The organism is Streptomyces sp. Pv4-95 (assembly GCF_045782725.1).
Taxonomy (GTDB): domain Bacteria; phylum Actinomycetota; class Actinomycetes; order Streptomycetales; family Streptomycetaceae; genus Streptomyces.
On sequence record NZ_CP127172.1, the window covers coordinates 1,998,659 to 2,015,191 of the forward strand.

The window sequence follows — 16,533 nt, forward strand, 5'->3', positions numbered from 1 at the left end:
TGGTGAACTTTCGTTCGCGCGATGGTGGCAAGGATCATCTGCCCGAGTCCCGGGGCTGTCAATGGCTCGCGCACACCTACGGCCGACGGCCCTGCCTCCCGGCCGTCGCGTTCAGTTCGGCTCAGCCGCCGTGCCGGCGCTGCGGGTGCAGCCGGGACCGCACATCTCCCGGCGGCAGGAACTGCGCCCTGCGCTCGGGGAATTCGGAAGGCGGCCCGGCTTCACCGCGACCCCCACAGCCGCCCGCGCCACCGGGTCCGCGCCCCGCGCCACCGCCGGCCCCGCCCCCGTCGACCACGCCCCCGCCGGCCGCACGGTCCCGGTCGTTCCCGTCGCCCGAGTCGTCCCTGCCTTCCCCGTACGCCCCGTCGCTCTCATGAGCCCCGGCGAGCCCCGCACCCCACTCCCCCACACCGGGCTCCCCCGCCGACTCCGCGTCGGCCGTCGCCCGCTGCGCCGCCTGCTCCCGCACCCGGCGCTCCTTCTCCGCCCGCCCGGCGGCCGTGGCCACCGACGGCCAGACGCGGTCGAGCGCCGCGTTCATCGCCGCCCCCACCAGCACCGCGAAGGCGGAGACCCCGATCCACAGCAGGACGGCGACCGGCGCGGCCAGCGACCCGTAAACCGTCGGCCCCTCGACCGTCTCGGTGAGGTAGATCCGCAGGAGGAAGCTGCCGAACACCCACATGCCGAGCGCGGCCACCGCCCCCGGAATGTCCTCCGGCCAGGGCGAACGGACCGGCACGGACACGTGATAGAGCGTGGTGAGGAAGGCGACCGAGAGGATCAGCACCACCGGCCAGTACAGCGCCCGGATGATGTCCTCACTGGCCGGCATCCAGCTGACGACCGTGTCGGGTCCCGCGACCATCAGCGGCAGCGCGATCGCGCCGACGACGAGCGCCGCGAGGTAGAGCACGAAGGCGAGCAGGCGGGTCCTGACGATGCCGCGCCGGCCATCCAGGCCGTACATGATCGTGATGGTGTCGACGAAGACGTTCAGCGCCCGGGAACCGGACCACAGGGCGATGGCGAAGCCGAGGGAGATCACGTCCGGGCGGCGGCCGGTGAAGACATCGTCCAGCAGCGGCTTGGCGATCTCCGCGACGCCCTTGTCGGACAGCACGGTGGCGGAGGCGCCGAGGATGTTCTGCCGGATGGTGTCGATGGTGTCGTGGCCGATCCACGGCTCCATGTAGCCCAGCAGGCCGATGAGCCCGAGGAGCAGCGGCGGCAGCGACAGCAGGCAGAAGAACGCCGCCTCGGCGGCCAGGCCGGTGACGCGGTACTGCATGCAGGAGTTGACGGTGTCCTTGAGCAGCAACCAGGCCAGCCGACGCTTGGAGACGTTGCGGTAGAGGACGCGGGCCCTGGTCAAACGGCCCGCGGGCCGCTCGGTTGGTTCGTTTGCCGGCTGCACCTCCTTACCGTAGCTGCCATGGCAGCCACCACTCACACGGTCACCAACCAGCCCCCGCCGCTGGTCGGATATGACGTCTTCACGTCCGACAATGCGCTCACCGAGGGCGTGGCCCGATATGTAGCCGACGCCCGCCTCGGCGAGGTGCGGGGTGAATTGCGCACCCTCGGGCAGGCGGCCGGCTCCGCGCACGCGCAGCAGTGGGGCGAGCAGGCCAACTCCCATCCGCCCGTCCTGCGCACCCACGACCGCTACGGTCACCGCATCGACGAGGTGGAGTTCCACCCGTCCTGGCACCGGCTGCTGGGCCACGCCGTCACCACGGGCCTCACCGCCGCGTGGACCCGGCCGGACGGCCACGTCCGGCGGACCGCGGGGTTCCTGGTGTGGTCCCAGGCCGAGGCGGGGCACGGCTGCCCGGTGTCGATGACCCACGCGGCCGTCCCCGCCCTGCGCACCGACCCCGAGCTGGCCGCCGAGTGGGAGCCGCGGCTGACCTCGCGGGTGTACGAGCAGGAGCTGCGGCCGCCCGCCGAGAAGACGGGCGCGCTGGCCGGAATGGCGATGACGGAGAAGCAGGGCGGCAGCGACGTACGGGCCAACACCACCCGTGCCGAGCCGCTCGCCGCGGCCGGTGAGTACGCCCTGACCGGACACAAGTGGTTCTGCTCGGCGCCGATGTCGGACATCTTCCTGGTGCTCGCCCAGGCGCCGGGAGGACTCACCTGCTTCCTGCTGCCCCGGGTGCTGCCGGACGGCACCCGTAACTCCTTCCGGATCCAGCGGCTCAAGGACAAGCTCGGCAACCGCTCGAACGCCTCCGCCGAGATCGAGTTCGACGGGCGGAGCTGGGCGCGCCGGGTCGGCGAGGAAGGGCGCGGGGTGGCGACGATCATCGAGATGGTCGCCGCGACCCGGCTGGACTGCGTCACCGGGGCGGCAGCGGTGATGCGGCAGGCGGTCGCGCAGGCGGTGCACCACACCGCGCATCGGGAGGCGTTCGGCAGCCCCCTGATCGACAAGCCGCTGATGCGCAATGTGCTGGCGGACCTGGCGCTGGAGTCGGAGGCGGCGACGACGCTGGCACTGCGGCTGGCGGCCGCGTACGACGGGGACAGCGAGCAGGACCGGAACTTTCTGCGGCTCGCCGTGCCGGCCGCCAAGTACTGGGTGACCAAGCGGTGCGCGCCGCTGGCCGCCGAGGCGCTGGAGTGCCTGGGCGGCAACGGCTACGTCGAGGAGTCGGGGATGCCGCGGCTGCTGCGCGAGGCACCGCTGAACTCGATCTGGGAGGGCTCGGGGAACGTCCAGGCCCTCGACGCCCTGCGGGCGTTGCAGCGGGAGCCCGCCGCGCTGAACGCCTTCCTGACGGAGATCGGCACCGCCCGGGGCGCGGACCATCGGCTGGATCGCGCGATCAAGGGGCTGCTGACCGAACTGGCCGATCTGGAAGGGATCGAGGCGCGGGCCCGGCGGGTCGTGGAGCGGATGGCGACGGTGCTGCAGGGCTCCCTGCTGGTGCGCTTCGCGCCGGTCGAGGTCGCCGACGCGTTCTGCGCGTCCCGGCTCGGCGGTGACGCGGGAGCCGCGTTCGGGACGCTGCCGCACACGCTGGATCTCGCGGCGATCGTGGAGCGGGCCCGGCCGGTCGTCGACGGCTGACCGGGCCGGGCGCCACGGGGTGGGCGCCGGTACGGCGGCGGCTCCCCGCCCCTCAGGGGGACGGGGACAGGGGTTACCGCCGCCGTACCGGTCAGGGAGCGGTGCCGCGCCGACTCGGCGCCGCTCCCGGTCTCAGGGCCATCGCGGCGGATCCGCGGCGGTACGTCCGCGCAGCGCCGCCTCGACGGCCACGATGATGTCGCCGACGGGCGTCTCCTGGCAGAAGCCGACCAGCACCCCGCGGGCCTCGTAGTAGCCCAGGACGCGGGATGCCTCGCGTCCTTCGCTGCGGGTGGCGTCCCGCAGGTGCACCACGATGTCGGCGAAGGCCAGCGCGGGCAGCAGACCGCCGACGCCCGCCACCCGGTCGAGCAGCTGCGGCGCGCCGTCGATGACGTAGCCGTCCTCGGGCAGCAGCCGGCGTCCCGCCAGCACGTCGACCGCCGCGATGCGGGGAAGGCCGTAGTGGCCGGCCAGACGGGAGGCGCGGGCGAGGCGCACTCCTTCCTGCGCGCCGATCACCACGACACGCGGCGCGGTGGCCACCATGGAGCTCCCCCTCCTGCGCCGTGCCGGCGAGCCACGCGGCGGACGCGATCCCCGGCCCGCCCCGTCCACGTCGTTCCGCGGCAGATGACCGGCGACACCACCGACATCGGGCCGGGCAGCGGCCGCTCGGACCAGATTCCCCCGGTGCGTCATAGGCCACAACGGTTGCACTTCGTTGCACCGGATCCACGCATTGGCCCACCGGAGAACACCAGGTGACGGCACGATGGGCAGGACCCAGGCGACAGCGCGCATCGGAGAGCAGCGTGAAGGACAGACCGATCGACAGCGCCATCTGGTCGGCCCAGGAGATCCGCGAAACCGCCCGCCGCCTCGCCTCGGTACGAGAGGCCACGCTCTCGGGCGCCTCCCATCTCGACCCGCCCTCCGACGCGCCGCGCCCGCTCATCGGCGAGTCCTGGCTCCGGGCGCTGGGGTCGGGGGTGGACCCGGACCGCGACGCCGATCAGCAGCCCCTCTCCGTGGCCGAGCTGGAGCACCGACGGCACAATTCGCAGCTCACAGCGGTGCTGCCGGTCCTGCACGACGGGCTGCTCGCGGCCGCCCACGCCGCGCAGCAGATCATGGTCGTCACCGACGCCGAGGGGCGGGTGCTGTGGCGTGAGGGGTGCGCGCCGATCCGGCGGATGGCCGACCGGCTCGGCTTCGGCAAGGGCGCCGACTGGACGGAGGACGTCGTCGGCACCAACGCCATCGGCACCGCGCTGGTGGCCCGCCGCCCGGTGCTGGTGCATTCGGCCGAGCACTTCGTGCGCAGCCATCACCAGTGGACGTGCGCCGCCGCACCGCTGCACGACCCGCGCGACGGGCGCCTGCTGGGCACCGTCGACGTCAGCGGCCCGGCGCCGTCCTTCCACCCCACGACGCTGCCGCTGGTCTCCGCCGTCGCCCGCCTGGCCGAGGGCGAGCTGCGCACCCGGCACCACGGCGCCCTGGAACGGCTGCGGTCCAGTGCGGCGCCGGTGCTGGCGCGGCTCGGCGGGCGGGCGCTGGCCGTCGACCCCCACGGCTGGGTCGCGGGAGTCACCGGCATCAGCCCGCCGGACAGGGTGGCGCTGCCGAAGGCGCCGGAGGCGGGGCCTTTGTGGCTGCCGCGCTACGGCATGTGCGCGCTGGAGCCGCTGCCGGGCGGCTGGCTGATCCGGATCGGGCGGCAGCAGGAGCCGTCCCCGGGGCCGGGCCGGGTCCTGCTGGACCTCAGCGGCCGGGACGGTACGACGCTCACCGTCAGCGGTCCCGTGGGCGACTGGTCGCACGAACTGACGCCGCGCCACGCCGAGTTACTGTTCGTCCTCGCCGCGCATCCGGAGGGGCGCAGCGCCGCGGAACTCGCCCGGGACCTGTTCGGCGACGGGGGCCGCGCCGTCACGGTACGCGCCGAGCTGTCGCGGCTGCGCCGGCATCTCGCGGGGATCCTCTCCCACCGGCCGTACCGCTTCGCGGACGGGGTCGAGGTGGAGCTGCGGCTACCTGCCCTGCCCGGCCGACTGCTGCCGCAGTCGACGGCTCCCGCGGTGCTGGCGGCCCGGCGGGGTTGAGGGCCGCGGCCCTTCGGGCGCCGCTCCACCGTCCCAGCAGATGGACCGGCGTTCCGTGATGTGGAGCGGCCTGGTCCCTGGCCGGCCGCGGGGGCAGCCCCCTGCCATCGGCGGCCCCACCCGTTCAGCCGTCTGCTGTCGCAGCCGTACCGGCGCGCGCCTAGCGTGCCGACTGCGAACCGTACGCGCAGGGGGCGCGCGATCACGGGAGGAATGCGATGAGCCTGACGGGCCCACCGGAGGAACGGGATGCGCCGGCCGCCCCGCGCCGCCCCAACTGGGGGGTGCTCGCGCTGGTCGGCCTGACCGGCTTCGCCATGGTGCGTTACGGGCTGTCGGACCAGGCCGACGGGCCGCCGCAGCCGGGAGGTGCCGCCACCTCCCTCTCCCCGGCCGCCGGCCCCCGCGACGCCTCCGGCCCGCCGCCCCTGCCGCGCTCCGCCGCCGCCCGGGTGACCATCCCCGCGATCAAGGTGTCCGCCCCGATGGTCCCCCTGGGCCTGGACAAGGACGGCTGGGTCGCCGCCCCGCCGGCCGAGGACCCCGATCTGGCCGGCTGGTACCGGGGCGGCCCGGCGCCGGGTGAGAACGGCACGGCGATCGTCGTCGGGCATGTCGACAATTTCAGCGGCCCCGCGGTCTTCTACGGCCTGGGCGCCCTGAAAAAGGGCCACACGGTCCGGGTGACCCGCAAGGACGGCCGCACCGCGATCTTCGAGGTCTACGGCGTCCGGGTCTTCGCCAAGGACTCCTTCCCCACCGAGGAGGTCTACGGCAGCACCGGACGCCCCGAGCTGCGCGTACTGACCTGTGGAGGCGGCTACTCCGCGAACGCGGGCTACGCGGGCAACGTGGTGGTCTTCGCGCGGATGACGGCGGTCGCCTAGAGAGCTGCCCCCCAGGCGCCCGCCGGCGGGCGCGCCGCGGCCTCCTGGGCCCCCGGCCGGCGGCACCCGGCCCCCATGAGCGGTCCGTCTCACCGATCGGGCGGGGTACCGGCCCGTGACACCCGTGTGGTGTGCTGAGCGCATGAGCACCCCGGTCACCACCTGGTACCTCGAACAGACCTCCGGCGCGGACCTCATCCCCGCCAAGGCTCCGTCCGCGGAGCAGGACGTCCGTATCGTCAGGGCCGAGACGCCGTCGCCCGAATTCAGCCGCTTCCTCTACACGGCGGTCGGCGGGGACGTCCGGTGGGCCGACCGGCTGCCCTGGCCGTACGCACAGTGGGCGGATTTCCTGGGCCGGCCGGGCGTGGAGACCTGGGTGGCCTACGAGCACGGCACCCCGGCCGGGTTCATCGAGCTGGACGCCCACCCGGAGGGCGTGGTGGAGATCAGCTACTTCGGCCTCCTGCCGGCCTTCCGCGGCCGCCGGATCGGCGGCCACCTGCTCGCCCAAGGGACGGCGCGGGCGTGGGACCTCGCCGAACGGTGGCCGGAGCGCGCGCCGACGCGTCGGGTGTGGGTGCACACCTGCAGCAAGGACGGCCCGCACGCCCTGGCCAACTACGAGCGGCGCGGCTTCCGCCTGTACGACACGACGCTGACCGAGGAGCCCGACGTACGGACGCCGGGCCCCTGGCCGGACGCCGGCCCGACCACACACGTCGCCGCGGAGTGACCAGCACCACACCATCTCAGCATCCGGGACCACGGTGTCCAAATCCTGGATAACGGTGGACTGGCCGGAGAGCCTCATGACACGCTTCCGTCATGTCCAGAGCTGGAATTGTCTTGGTGAGTCGGCGGCACGTCGACCTCGGCCGCATGTCCAGCGCCATCTGTCCGGCGGGCTGACAGTCTCAGCACCGCCGTATCTCGCGCCGTCCCCATCGCTGCGGACGCGCTGACACCCCCGACCCCCGCAGGGCACCCCGACGCGTCACCGCGCGCCGCACTTTGGTGTGTCTGCACAGGTCATCGCGGGTGCACCCGCCACGCCAGGACCCCTTGAGCCGCCCAGAAGGACGTACACCCATGGCCGCCACCCCGGACCGACCCGCCGCCGCCACGACCCGCCGCAAGGCCGGACGCCACCGCGGCGAGGGCCAGTGGGCCGTTGGTCACTACACGCCCCTCAACGGCAACGAGCAGTTCAAGAAGGACGACGACGGTCTCAATGTGCGGACACGCATTGAGACGATCTACTCCAAGCGGGGCTTCGACTCGATCGACCCCAACGACCTGCGCGGCCGGATGCGTTGGTGGGGGCTCTACACCCAGCGCAAGCCCGGGATCGACGGCGGCAAGACCGCGATCCTGGAGCCGGAGGAGCTGGAGGACAAGTACTTCATGCTGCGCGTGCGCGTCGACGGAGGCCGGCTGAGCGTGGCGCAGCTGCGCGCCATCGGCGAGGTCTCCGAGCAGTACGCGCGCGGCACCGCCGACGTCACCGACCGGCAGAACATCCAGCTGCACTGGATCCGCATCGAGGACGTGCCCGCCATCTGGGAGAAGCTGGAGGCCGTGGGGCTGTCCACGACCGAGGCGTGCGGCGACTGCCCGCGTGTGATCATCGGCTCCCCGGTCGCCGGTATCGCCGCCGACGAGATCATCGACGGCACCCCGGCCGTGGACGAGATCCACGAGCGCTACATCGGCAGCAAGGAGTTCTCCAACCTGCCGCGCAAGTTCAAGACCGCGATCTCCGGCTCTCCTGTCCAGGATGTGGTCCACGAGATCAACGACGTGGCCTTCGTCGGTGTCGAGCACCCCGAGCACGGCCCCGGCTTCGACCTCTGGGTCGGCGGCGGCCTGTCCACCAACCCCAAGCTCGCGCAGCGTCTTGGCACCTGGGTGCCGCTGGACGAGGTCGCCGACGTCTGGGCCGGTGTGGTCGGCATCTTCCGGGACTACGGCTACCGGCGGCTGCGCACCCGCGCCCGCCTGAAGTTCCTGATGGCCGACTGGGGTCCGGAGAAGTTCCGCCAGGTGCTGGAGGACGAGTACCTGGAGCGCAAGCTCGTCGACGGCCCGGCGCCGGCCGAGCCCGTACAGCGCTGGCGTGACCACGTCGGCGTGCACCAGCAGCAGGACGGCCGCTTCTACGTGGGCTTCGCCCCGCGCGTCGGCCGCGTGGACGGCGCCACCCTCACCAAGATCGCGGAGGTGGCCGCCCGGCACGGCTCGGACCGGCTGCGGACCACCGTCGAGCAGAAGATGATCATCCTCGACGTCGAGCAGGACCAGGTCGACTCGCTGGTCGCCGCCCTTGAGGCACTGGACTTCCAGGTCAACCCCTCGCCGTTCCGGCGCGGCACCATGGCCTGCACCGGCATCGAGTTCTGCAAGCTGGCCATCGTCGAGACCAAGGGCCGCGGCTCCGCCCTGATCGACGAACTGGAGCGCCGCCTGCCGGAGTTCGACGAGCCGCTCACCATCAACCTCAACGGCTGCCCGAACGCCTGCGCCCGCATCCAGACCGCGGACATCGGCCTCAAGGGCCAGCTGGTGCTGGACGACGACGGCAACCAGGTCGAGGGCTACCAGGTGCACCTGGGCGGCGCGCTGGGCCTGGAGCCCGGCTTCGGCCGCAAGGTCCGCGGTCTGAAGGTCACCGCCGACGGACTCCCCGACTACGTCGAGCGGGTGCTGCGCAACTACCAGGAGCAGCGCACGGACGGCGAGCGGTTCGCCACCTGGGCGGCCCGCGCGGAAGAGGGTGCGCTGAAGTGAGCGAACGCGCCGCGCCGTTCTACTGCCCGTACTGCGGGGACGAGGACCTGCGCCCTTCCGAGGAAGGGCACGGGGCGTGGGAATGCCGCGCCTGCAGCCGGGCGTTCCGGCTGAAGTTCCTCGGCCTGCTCTCCCAGGGCCTGTCCAACGCCACTTCACCTGATGGAGGTGCGTCGTGACCACTGCCACCGATCTGCCGCAGCTCGCCGAACACGCGGGCCGTGATCTGGAGGACGCCAGCGCGCTGGACATCCTCACCTGGGCCGGCGAGACCTTCGGCAACCGGTTCTGCGTCACCTCCTCGATGGAGGACGCGGTCGTCGCCCACCTCGCCTCGCGCGCCGTCCCGGGCGTGGACGTGGTGTTCCTCGACACCGGCTACCACTTCCCGGAGACCCTCGGCACCCGGGACGCGGTGGCGGAGGTGATGGACGTCAACGTCATCACGCTCACGCCCCGTCGGACCGTGGCCGAGCAGGACGCCGAGCACGGCCCGAAGCTGCACGACCGCAACCCGGACCTGTGCTGCGCGCTGCGCAAGGTCCAGCCCCTCGAAGAGGGTCTGACCGCGTATGACGCGTGGGCGACCGGGCTGCGCCGCGACGAGTCCCCGACCCGCGCCAACACCCCGGTCGTCGGCTGGGATCCCAAGCGCCGGAAGGTCAAGATCTCGCCGATCGCCCGCTGGACGCAGGACGACGTGGACGCCTACGTCAACGAGCACGGCGTCCTCACCAACCCCCTGCTGATGGACGGCTACGCCTCCGTCGGCTGCGCGCCCTGCACCCGCCGGGTGCTGGAGGGCGAGGACGCACGGGCCGGCCGGTGGGCCGGCAGCAACAAGACCGAGTGCGGGCTGCACTGATGGCCGAGCTGCAGAGCCGTCGGAGCACCCGCGAGATTCAGGACCCTGCGGATGTTCAGGAGATATCGATGACGGGCGCCACGGTGTGGCTGACCGGACTGCCGAGCGCGGGCAAGACCACGATCGCCCACGCCCTGGCGGAGCGGCTGCGCGGCGAGGGCCGCCGGGTCGAGGTCCTGGACGGTGACGAGATCCGCGAGTTCCTCTCCGCCGGCCTCGGCTTCACCCGAGCCGACCGGCACACCAACGTCCAGCGGATCGGCTTCGTGGCCGAACTGCTGGCGAGCAACGGCGTCACCGCCCTGGTGCCGGTGATCGCGCCGTACGCCGATTCCCGCGAGGCGGTCCGCAAGCGCCACCAGACCGAGGGCAGCGCGTATCTGGAGGTGCACGTGGCCACGCCGGTCGAGGTGTGCTCCGAGCGCGATGTGAAGGGGCTGTACGCCAAGCAGGCGGCCGGTGAGATCTCCGGTCTGACCGGTGTGGACGACCCCTACGAGCAGCCCGAATCGCCCGACCTGCGCATCGAGTCGCACACCCAGACCGTGCAGGAGTCCGCAGCCGCGCTCCACGCGCTGCTCGTCGAAAGGGGACTGGCGTGACGACCGCGACCGTTCTGAACCAGACCGGCGGCGACCCCGGGGGCGACGACAGCCCCTACGCGTTGTCGCACCTCGACGCCCTGGAGTCCGAGGGCGTCCACATCTTCCGCGAGGTCGCGGGCGAGTTCGAGCGGCCGGTGATCCTCTTCTCCGGCGGCAAGGACTCCATCGTCATGCTGCACCTCGCGCTGAAGGCGTTCGCGCCGGCCGCGGTGCCGTTCTCGCTGCTGCACGTCGACACCGGTCACAACTTCCCCGAGGTCCTCGACTACCGCGACCGTACGGTCGAGCGGCACGGCCTGCGGCTGCACGTCGCCTCCGTGCAGGACTTCATCGACCGCGGTGAACTGCGCGAGCGCCCCGACGGCACCCGCAACCCGCTGCAGACCGTCCCGCTGCTGGACGCCATCGAGAAGAACCGCTTCGACGCGGTCTTCGGCGGCGGCCGCCGGGACGAGGAGAAGGCGCGCGCCAAGGAGCGGGTCTTCTCGCTGCGCGACGAGTTCGGCGGCTGGGACCCGCGCCGGCAGCGGCCCGAGCTGTGGCAGCTCTACAACGGCAAGCACTCGCCCGGCGAGCACGTCCGCGTCTTCCCGCTGTCCAACTGGACCGAGCTGGACGTGTGGCAGTACATCGCCCGCGAGAAGATCGAACTGCCCGCCATCTACTACGCCCACGAGCGCGAGGTCTTCGCCCGCAGCGGCATGTGGCTGGCGCCCGGTGAGTGGGGCGGCCCCAAGGACGGCGAGAGCCTGGAGACCCGGCAGGTGCGCTACCGCACGGTCGGCGACATGTCCTGCACCGGTGCCGTCGACTCCGGCGCCGACACCATCGAGGCCGTCATCACGGAGATCGCCGCCTCCCGGCTCACCGAGCGGGGCGCGACCCGGGCCGACGACAAGATGTCCGAAGCCGCCATGGAGGACCGTAAGCGCGAGGGGTACTTCTAACCATGACCACGATCAACACCGTTGACGCGGGCGCCACCTCGCTGCTGCGTTTCGCCACCGCCGGCTCCGTCGACGACGGCAAGTCGACCCTGGTCGGCCGGCTGCTGCACGACTCCAAGTCGGTGCTCACCGACCAGCTGGAGGCCGTCGAGCACGCCTCCCGCAACCGCGGACAGGAGGCGCCCGACCTGGCGCTGCTGACCGACGGGCTGCGCGCCGAGCGCGAGCAGGGCATCACCATCGACGTGGCCTACCGCTACTTCGCCACCCCGCGGCGCCGCTTCATCCTCGCCGACACCCCCGGGCACGTGCAGTACACCCGCAACATGGTCACCGGCGCCTCCACCGCCGAGCTGGCCGTGGTGCTGGTCGACGCGCGCAACGGCGTGGTCGAGCAGACCCGCCGGCACGCCGCGGTCGCCGCGCTGCTGCGCGTCCCGCACGTGGTGCTGGCCGTCAACAAGATGGACCTCGTCGACTACGCCGAGCCCGTCTTCGCCGCCATCGCCGAGGAGTTCACCACCTACGCCGCGTCGCTGGGCGTCCCGGAGATCACCGCCATCCCGATCTCCGCGCTGGCCGGCGACAACGTCGTGACCGCGTCCGCGAACATGGACTGGTACGGCGGCCCGACCGTGCTGGAGCACCTGGAGACGGTGCCCGTCGTCGCCGACCCCTCGGACGACCCGGGCCGCTTCCCGGTCCAGTACGTCATCCGCCCGCAGACCGCGGAGCACCCCGACTACCGCGGCTACGCCGGCCAGATCTCCTCCGGCGTACTGCGCGTCGGCGACGCCGTGACCGTCCTGCCCTCCGGCCGTACGAGCACCATCGAGGCGATCGACGCGCTGGGCCAGGCCGTGGACGTCGCCTGGGCGCCGCAGTCGGTGACCGTGCGGCTCGCCGACGACCTCGACATCTCCCGCGGTGACCTGATCGCCCCCACCGCCTCGGCGCCGAGCGCGACCCAGGACATCGAGGCGACCATCTGCCACGTGGCGGACCGTCCGCTGAAGGTCGGCGACCGGGTGCTGCTCAAGCACACCACCCGCACGGTCAAGGCGATCGTCAAGGACATCCCGTCGCGCCTGACCCTGGACGACCTCTCCCAGCACCCGGCACCGGGCGAGCTGGTCGCCAACGACATCGGCCGGATCGTCGTGCGCACGGCCGAGCCGCTGGCCCTGGACGCCTACGCCGACTCCCGCCGCACCGGCTCCTTCCTGCTGATCGACCCGGCGGACGGTACGACGCTGACCGCGGGCATGGCGGGCACCGCCTTCGCCGAGGCGGCCGCGGAGGTCGCCGCGCCCACCGAGGCGGACGACGAGGGATGGGACTTCTGATCATGCTCAAGGACATGTTCTCGACCTTCGCGAAGGAGGGCGGCCGCATCGGCAGCGGCGCCCTCGGGAGCGGCCAGGGCGGAGTCGGCCGATGTGTGCGCTGACGATGCTGGACTCCGTGCCCCCCACACCCCCTTTCCGAAGATCCACTGAACTGCCGGGCGCGCCCTAGAGGGGCGCCAACCGACCCGGCCCTCCGAGAGGAACACCTCCCGTGTCTGCCGTTCGTTTCCGCCTTTTGGCGGCCGCCGCCACCGTCCCGCTCCTGATAGGTGCGCTGGGCGCCTGCGGCTACGGCTCCCAGGCCAAGAAAGACACCGCGGCCGACATCGCCCCCAAGGGCGCGAAGACCGACGGGCTCGACGAAGTCAAGCTCGGTTTCTTCGGCAACACCACGCACGCCACTCCGCTGGTCGGCATCCAGAAGGGCCTGTTCCAGAAGGAACTGGGCGGGACGGCGGTGAAGTCCTCCGTCTTCAACGCCGGCCCCGCGGAGATCGAGGCCCTCAACTCGGGCGCCATCGACATCGGTTGGATCGGCCCCTCGCCCGCGATCAACGGCTACGTCAAGTCGCACGGCAAGAGCCTGAAGATCATCTCCGGTTCCGCCTCGGGCGGCGTCTCGCTCGTGGTCAACCCCAAGAAGATCAAGAGCCTGGACGATCTCAAGGGCAAGACGATCGCGACCCCGCAGCTGGGCAACACCCAGGACGTCGCGCTGCTGAACTACCTGGCCGACAAGGGCTACAAGGTCGACGCCACCACCGGCAGGGGTGACGTCACCGTCCAGCGCACCGAGAACAAGGTGACGCCGACCGCCTTCCAGCAGGGCAGCATCGACGCGGCCTGGGTCCCCGAGCCCACCGCCTCCAAGCTGGTCGCCGAGGGCGGTAAGACGCTGCTGGACGAGAAGAAGCTGTGGAAGGACGGCAAGTTCGTCATCACGAACGTGATCGTCTCGCAGAAGTTCCTCAAGGAGCACCCCAAGGCCGTCGAGGCGGTGCTGCGCGGCTCGGTGAAGACCAACGACTGGATCAGGTCCAACCCGGCCGCGGCGAAGAAGGCGCTCAACGACAAGCTCGCCGACCCCACCATCTCCGGCAAGTCGCTGCCCGGCGAGGTCATCGACCCGGCGTTCAAGAACGTCGACCTCACCGACGACCCGCTGGCCGCCACCCTCCAGGAGGAAGCGGATCACGCCGTCAAGGCCGGCCTGCTGAAGAAGCCCGACCTCAAGGGCATCTACGACCTCACGCTGCTCAACAAGGTGCTCAAGTCCGAGGGCAAGCAGCCGGTCGACGACGCCGGTCTCGGCAGCAAGTAGTCCCGCCCCAGCACCGCAGTCCCCAGGAGGTGACACCGATGACGACCACCACGCTCACCAAGCAGCCCGCCACGGCGGACACCGGCACCACCGTGCCGTACGCCGCTCGCATCGACCATGTCTCGAAGTCGTTCGGCCGTCCCGGCGCGCAGCAGCACGTGCTGGACGACATCAGGATCGATGTCGCGCCGGGCGAGTTCGTCTGCCTCCTGGGGGCCTCGGGCTGCGGCAAGTCCACCCTGCTCAACCTGGTGGCCGGGCTCGACGCGCCGTCCGCCGGCAGCATCGAGACGCCCGGCGGCCGGCCCGCCCTGATGTTCCAGGAGCACGCGCTCTTCCCGTGGCTGACGGCGGGCCGCAACATCGAACTGGCGCTGCGGCTGCGCGGCGTGCCGCGCGCGGAGCGCCGCGACGAGGCCGAGCGGCTGCTCGAACTCGTCCGCCTCAAGGGCGCCCACGGCAAGCGGGTGCACGAGCTGTCGGGCGGCATGCGCCAGCGCGTCGCGATGGCCCGCGCGCTCGCCCAGGACAGCCAGCTGCTGCTGATGGACGAGCCGTTCGCCGCGCTCGACGCCATCACCCGCGACGTCCTGCACGACGAGCTGACCCGTATCTGGCGGGAGACCAACCTGTCGGTCCTCTTCGTCACCCACAACGTCCGCGAGGCCGTACGGCTCGCGGAGCGCGTCGTCCTGCTGTCCTCCCGCCCGGGCCGGATCGCCCGCGAATGGCAGGTGGACATCCCGCAGCCGCGCCGCATCGAGGACGCCGCCGTCGCCGACCTTTCCGTCGAGATCACCGAACAGCTCCGTGGGGAGATCCGCCGACATGGCCAGCACTGAGACCAAGGACCGGTCCGGCACCGGAAGGCCCGGCGACGGGGCTTCCGCCGGTGGTGACTCCGCCAACGATCTGGCAGGTCTGGAGGCCGGACTGGACGCCCTGGAATCGAGGGTCGTCGACCGGCAGCCTTGGCTGCGCACCCTCGGCTCGAAGGCGTTGCCGCCCGTCATCGCCATCGCCATCGTCCTCGGGCTGTGGCAGCTCGCCTACCACTTCGAGCTCAAGGAGCACTACCTGCTCCCGAGCCCCATCGAGGTGGGCCGGTCGCTGCAGGACAAGTGGCTCGAGGGCACGCTGCTGAGCTACGTCTGGACCAGCATCTCCCGCGGCGCCCTCGGCTTCCTCGCCTCGGTCGTCATCGGTACGGTGCTCGGGCTGATCGTCGCCCGGGTGAAGGTCGTCCGGGCCGCGATCGGGCCGATCCTGAGCGGTCTGCAGTCCCTGCCGTCCGTCGCCTGGGTCCCGGCCGCGATCATCTGGTTCGGCCTGAGCGACGCCACGATCTACGCCGTGGTGCTGCTCGGCGCGGTCCCCTCCATCGCCAACGGGCTCGTCGCCGGCGTCGACCAGATCTCGCCCCTCTACCTGCGGGCGGGCCGCACCATCGGCGCGACCGGTCTCGCCGGAGTACGGCACGTCCTGCTGCCTGCCGCGCTGCCCGGCTACATCGCCGGCCTCAAGCAGGGCTGGGCGTTCTCCTGGCGCTCCCTGATGGCCGCCGAACTCATCGTCAACGCACCCGAACTGGGCACCGGCCTCGGCCAGCTCCTGGAGCAGGGCCGCGAGTTCCAGGACATGTCCTGGGTGCTGTCCGCGATCCTGCTGATCCTCATCGTCGGGATCGGCATCGAACTGCTGATCTTCGCCCCGATCGAGCGGCGGGTGCTGCGCAGCCGCGGCCTCCTCGTGAAGAGCTGACCATGTCTGCCCGCCCCACTCTCCTCGTCATCGCCCACGGCAGCCGCGACCCGCGGCACGCGGCGACCGTCTCCGCGCTCTGCGCGCGGGTCCGGGCGCTGCGGCCGGGGCTGCGTGTCGAGGTCGGCTATCTCGACTTCAACGCGCCGAGCGTGCCCCGCGTGCTGGAGCGTCTGTCGGCCGAGGGTGAGCGGGACGTGGTGGCCCTGCCGCTCCTCCTGACCCGGGCCTTCCACGCGAAGTCCGACATCCCCGCGGCGCTGCGGGAGGCCGTGTCCCGGCTGCCGCGGCTCGCCGTCCACCAGGCCGAGGTCCTCGGCCCCTCCTCCCTCCTGACCGCCGCGTTGGAGCGCCGGCTGGAGGAAGCCGGGGTACGCCCCGGCGACCGCCGCTCGACCGGGGTCGTACTGGCCTCGGCGGGCTCCAGTGACCCGGAGGCGATCGCAGTGATCGCTGAAACCGCGCGGGAGTGGCGGCGCACCGCTGGTTGGTGTGCCGTGCGACCTGCGTTCGCCTCCGCATCTCTTCCCCGCACGGCGGACGCCGTGCGGGCGCTGCGGGCCGAGGGCGTCGACCGGGTGGCCGTCGCGCCCTACGTCATAGCCCCCGGCTTCCTGCCCGACCGGATCGCCGCCGGTGCCCACGAAGCCGACGCCGACGTCCTCGCCCCCGTCCTCGGCCCAGCCCCCGAGCTGGCCCACCTCCTCCTGCGCCGCTACGACCAGTCCCTCAGCTCCCGGCAGGGCCTGCCGACGCTGGTTGCCTGAGGGTCCCGGGGCGACGGGCTCCGGGTGTTGCCCACGCGCGCAGGGATGCCG

The 16,533-nt window shown here is 72.1% G+C and carries 17 protein-coding genes; 15 read left to right on the plus strand and 2 right to left on the minus strand.

The window, feature by feature from the left end; translation table 11 throughout:
- Nucleotides 1–121 precede the first annotated feature (121 nt).
- Entirely contained in the window at nucleotides 122–1,420 is a 1,299-nt protein-coding gene (locus QOM21_RS08990) for a YihY/virulence factor BrkB family protein (RefSeq protein WP_407549225.1), read from the minus strand.
- A gap of 18 nt (nucleotides 1,421–1,438) precedes the next feature.
- On the opposite strand from QOM21_RS08990, the gene QOM21_RS08995 reads away from it, so the two are divergent.
- The gene (locus QOM21_RS08995) at nucleotides 1,439–3,082 is read left to right on the plus strand and encodes an acyl-CoA dehydrogenase family protein (RefSeq protein ID WP_407549226.1); all 1,644 of its coding nucleotides are present in this window, start codon (nucleotides 1,439–1,441) and stop codon (nucleotides 3,080–3,082) included.
- A 132-nt stretch (nucleotides 3,083–3,214) separates the two neighbouring features.
- Here QOM21_RS08995 and QOM21_RS09000 read toward each other — a convergent pair whose 3' ends face one another.
- On the minus strand, nucleotides 3,215–3,631 hold the full coding sequence (locus QOM21_RS09000; RefSeq protein WP_407549227.1) for a hypothetical protein: 417 nt from the start codon (nucleotides 3,629–3,631) through the stop codon (nucleotides 3,215–3,217).
- Nucleotides 3,632–3,897: 266 nt separating this feature from the next.
- Here QOM21_RS09000 and QOM21_RS09005 point away from each other — a divergent pair, with 266 nt between their 5' ends.
- The 14 genes from QOM21_RS09005 to QOM21_RS09070 all read left to right on the plus strand — a co-directional run bounded on the left by QOM21_RS09005 (nucleotide 3,898) and on the right by QOM21_RS09070 (nucleotide 16,482).
- Entirely contained in the window at nucleotides 3,898–5,190 is a 1,293-nt protein-coding gene (locus QOM21_RS09005; RefSeq protein WP_407549228.1) for a GAF domain-containing protein, read from the plus strand.
- Between the two features lie 218 nt (nucleotides 5,191–5,408).
- Nucleotides 5,409–6,077 carry a class F sortase gene (locus tag QOM21_RS09010; RefSeq protein ID WP_407549229.1) on the plus strand — a complete coding sequence of 223 codons (669 nt, stop codon included), beginning with the start codon at nucleotides 5,409–5,411 and terminating at the stop codon, nucleotides 6,075–6,077.
- Between the two features lie 142 nt (nucleotides 6,078–6,219).
- Nucleotides 6,220–6,813, plus strand: a complete 594-nt coding sequence (locus QOM21_RS09015; protein ID WP_407549230.1) for a GNAT family N-acetyltransferase — start codon at nucleotides 6,220–6,222, stop codon at nucleotides 6,811–6,813.
- Nucleotides 6,814–6,905: 92 nt separating this feature from the next.
- A complete protein-coding gene (locus QOM21_RS09020; RefSeq protein ID WP_332328088.1) occupies nucleotides 6,906–6,989 on the plus strand; it encodes a putative leader peptide in 84 nt (27 codons plus the stop codon).
- A 180-nt stretch (nucleotides 6,990–7,169) separates the two neighbouring features.
- On the plus strand, nucleotides 7,170–8,867 hold the full coding sequence (locus tag QOM21_RS09025) for a nitrite/sulfite reductase (RefSeq protein ID WP_407549231.1): 1,698 nt from the start codon (nucleotides 7,170–7,172) through the stop codon (nucleotides 8,865–8,867).
- The gene (locus QOM21_RS09030; protein ID WP_393893581.1) at nucleotides 8,864–9,046 is read left to right on the plus strand and encodes a hypothetical protein; all 183 of its coding nucleotides are present in this window, start codon (nucleotides 8,864–8,866) and stop codon (nucleotides 9,044–9,046) included. The genes QOM21_RS09025 and QOM21_RS09030 overlap by 4 nt, the downstream gene beginning before the upstream one ends.
- Complete coding sequence (locus QOM21_RS09035) at nucleotides 9,043–9,732, plus strand: phosphoadenylyl-sulfate reductase (RefSeq protein ID WP_407549232.1); 690 nt, start codon at nucleotides 9,043–9,045, stop codon at nucleotides 9,730–9,732. Before QOM21_RS09030 ends, QOM21_RS09035 begins: the two co-directional genes overlap by 4 nt.
- A 68-nt stretch (nucleotides 9,733–9,800) precedes the next feature.
- Nucleotides 9,801–10,334 carry an adenylyl-sulfate kinase gene (cysC, locus tag QOM21_RS09040; protein WP_407549233.1) on the plus strand — a complete coding sequence of 178 codons (534 nt, stop codon included), beginning with the start codon at nucleotides 9,801–9,803 and terminating at the stop codon, nucleotides 10,332–10,334.
- On the plus strand, nucleotides 10,331–11,284 hold the full coding sequence (cysD, locus tag QOM21_RS09045) for a sulfate adenylyltransferase subunit CysD (protein ID WP_407549234.1): 954 nt from the start codon (nucleotides 10,331–10,333) through the stop codon (nucleotides 11,282–11,284). Before cysC ends, cysD begins: the two co-directional genes overlap by 4 nt.
- Before the next feature lie 2 nt (nucleotides 11,285–11,286).
- The gene (locus QOM21_RS09050) at nucleotides 11,287–12,630 is read left to right on the plus strand and encodes a sulfate adenylyltransferase subunit 1 (protein ID WP_407549235.1); all 1,344 of its coding nucleotides are present in this window, start codon (nucleotides 11,287–11,289) and stop codon (nucleotides 12,628–12,630) included.
- A 214-nt stretch (nucleotides 12,631–12,844) separates the two neighbouring features.
- Nucleotides 12,845–13,954, plus strand: coding sequence for an aliphatic sulfonate ABC transporter substrate-binding protein (locus QOM21_RS09055; RefSeq protein ID WP_407549236.1), 1,110 nt, complete (start codon nucleotides 12,845–12,847; stop codon nucleotides 13,952–13,954).
- 38 nt (nucleotides 13,955–13,992) lie between these two features.
- On the plus strand, nucleotides 13,993–14,796 hold the full coding sequence (locus QOM21_RS09060) for an ABC transporter ATP-binding protein (RefSeq protein ID WP_407549237.1): 804 nt from the start codon (nucleotides 13,993–13,995) through the stop codon (nucleotides 14,794–14,796).
- The gene (locus tag QOM21_RS09065; protein ID WP_407549238.1) at nucleotides 14,783–15,715 is read left to right on the plus strand and encodes an ABC transporter permease; all 933 of its coding nucleotides are present in this window, start codon (nucleotides 14,783–14,785) and stop codon (nucleotides 15,713–15,715) included. The genes QOM21_RS09060 and QOM21_RS09065 overlap by 14 nt, the downstream gene beginning before the upstream one ends.
- 2 nt (nucleotides 15,716–15,717) lie before the next feature.
- Nucleotides 15,718–16,482 (plus strand): sirohydrochlorin chelatase, encoded by a 765-nt coding sequence (locus QOM21_RS09070; RefSeq protein WP_407549239.1) that lies wholly within the window; start codon nucleotides 15,718–15,720, stop codon nucleotides 16,480–16,482.
- Nucleotides 16,483–16,533: the final 51 nt, after the last annotated feature.

What these genes read in the sequence shown, in the direction of transcription:
- QOM21_RS08995 (WP_407549226.1), top strand. Translation starts at nt 1,439, where the DNA reads ATGGCAGCCACCACTCACACGGTCACCAACCAGCCCCCGCCGCTGGTC.
- QOM21_RS09000 (WP_407549227.1), bottom strand. Translation starts at nt 3,631, where the DNA reads ATGGTGGCCACCGCGCCGCGTGTCGTGGTGATCGGCGCGCAGGAAGGA.
- QOM21_RS09010 (WP_407549229.1), top strand. Translation starts at nt 5,409, where the DNA reads ATGAGCCTGACGGGCCCACCGGAGGAACGGGATGCGCCGGCCGCCCCG.
- QOM21_RS09015 (WP_407549230.1), top strand. Translation starts at nt 6,220, where the DNA reads ATGAGCACCCCGGTCACCACCTGGTACCTCGAACAGACCTCCGGCGCG.
- QOM21_RS09020 (WP_332328088.1), top strand. Translation starts at nt 6,906, where the DNA reads ATGTCCAGAGCTGGAATTGTCTTGGTGAGTCGGCGGCACGTCGACCTC.
- QOM21_RS09025 (WP_407549231.1), top strand. Translation starts at nt 7,170, where the DNA reads ATGGCCGCCACCCCGGACCGACCCGCCGCCGCCACGACCCGCCGCAAG.
- cysC (WP_407549233.1), top strand. Translation starts at nt 9,801, where the DNA reads ATGACGGGCGCCACGGTGTGGCTGACCGGACTGCCGAGCGCGGGCAAG.
- QOM21_RS09050 (WP_407549235.1), top strand. Translation starts at nt 11,287, where the DNA reads ATGACCACGATCAACACCGTTGACGCGGGCGCCACCTCGCTGCTGCGT.
- QOM21_RS09060 (WP_407549237.1), top strand. Translation starts at nt 13,993, where the DNA reads ATGACGACCACCACGCTCACCAAGCAGCCCGCCACGGCGGACACCGGC.
- QOM21_RS09065 (WP_407549238.1), top strand. Translation starts at nt 14,783, where the DNA reads ATGGCCAGCACTGAGACCAAGGACCGGTCCGGCACCGGAAGGCCCGGC.
- QOM21_RS09070 (WP_407549239.1), top strand. Translation starts at nt 15,718, where the DNA reads ATGTCTGCCCGCCCCACTCTCCTCGTCATCGCCCACGGCAGCCGCGAC.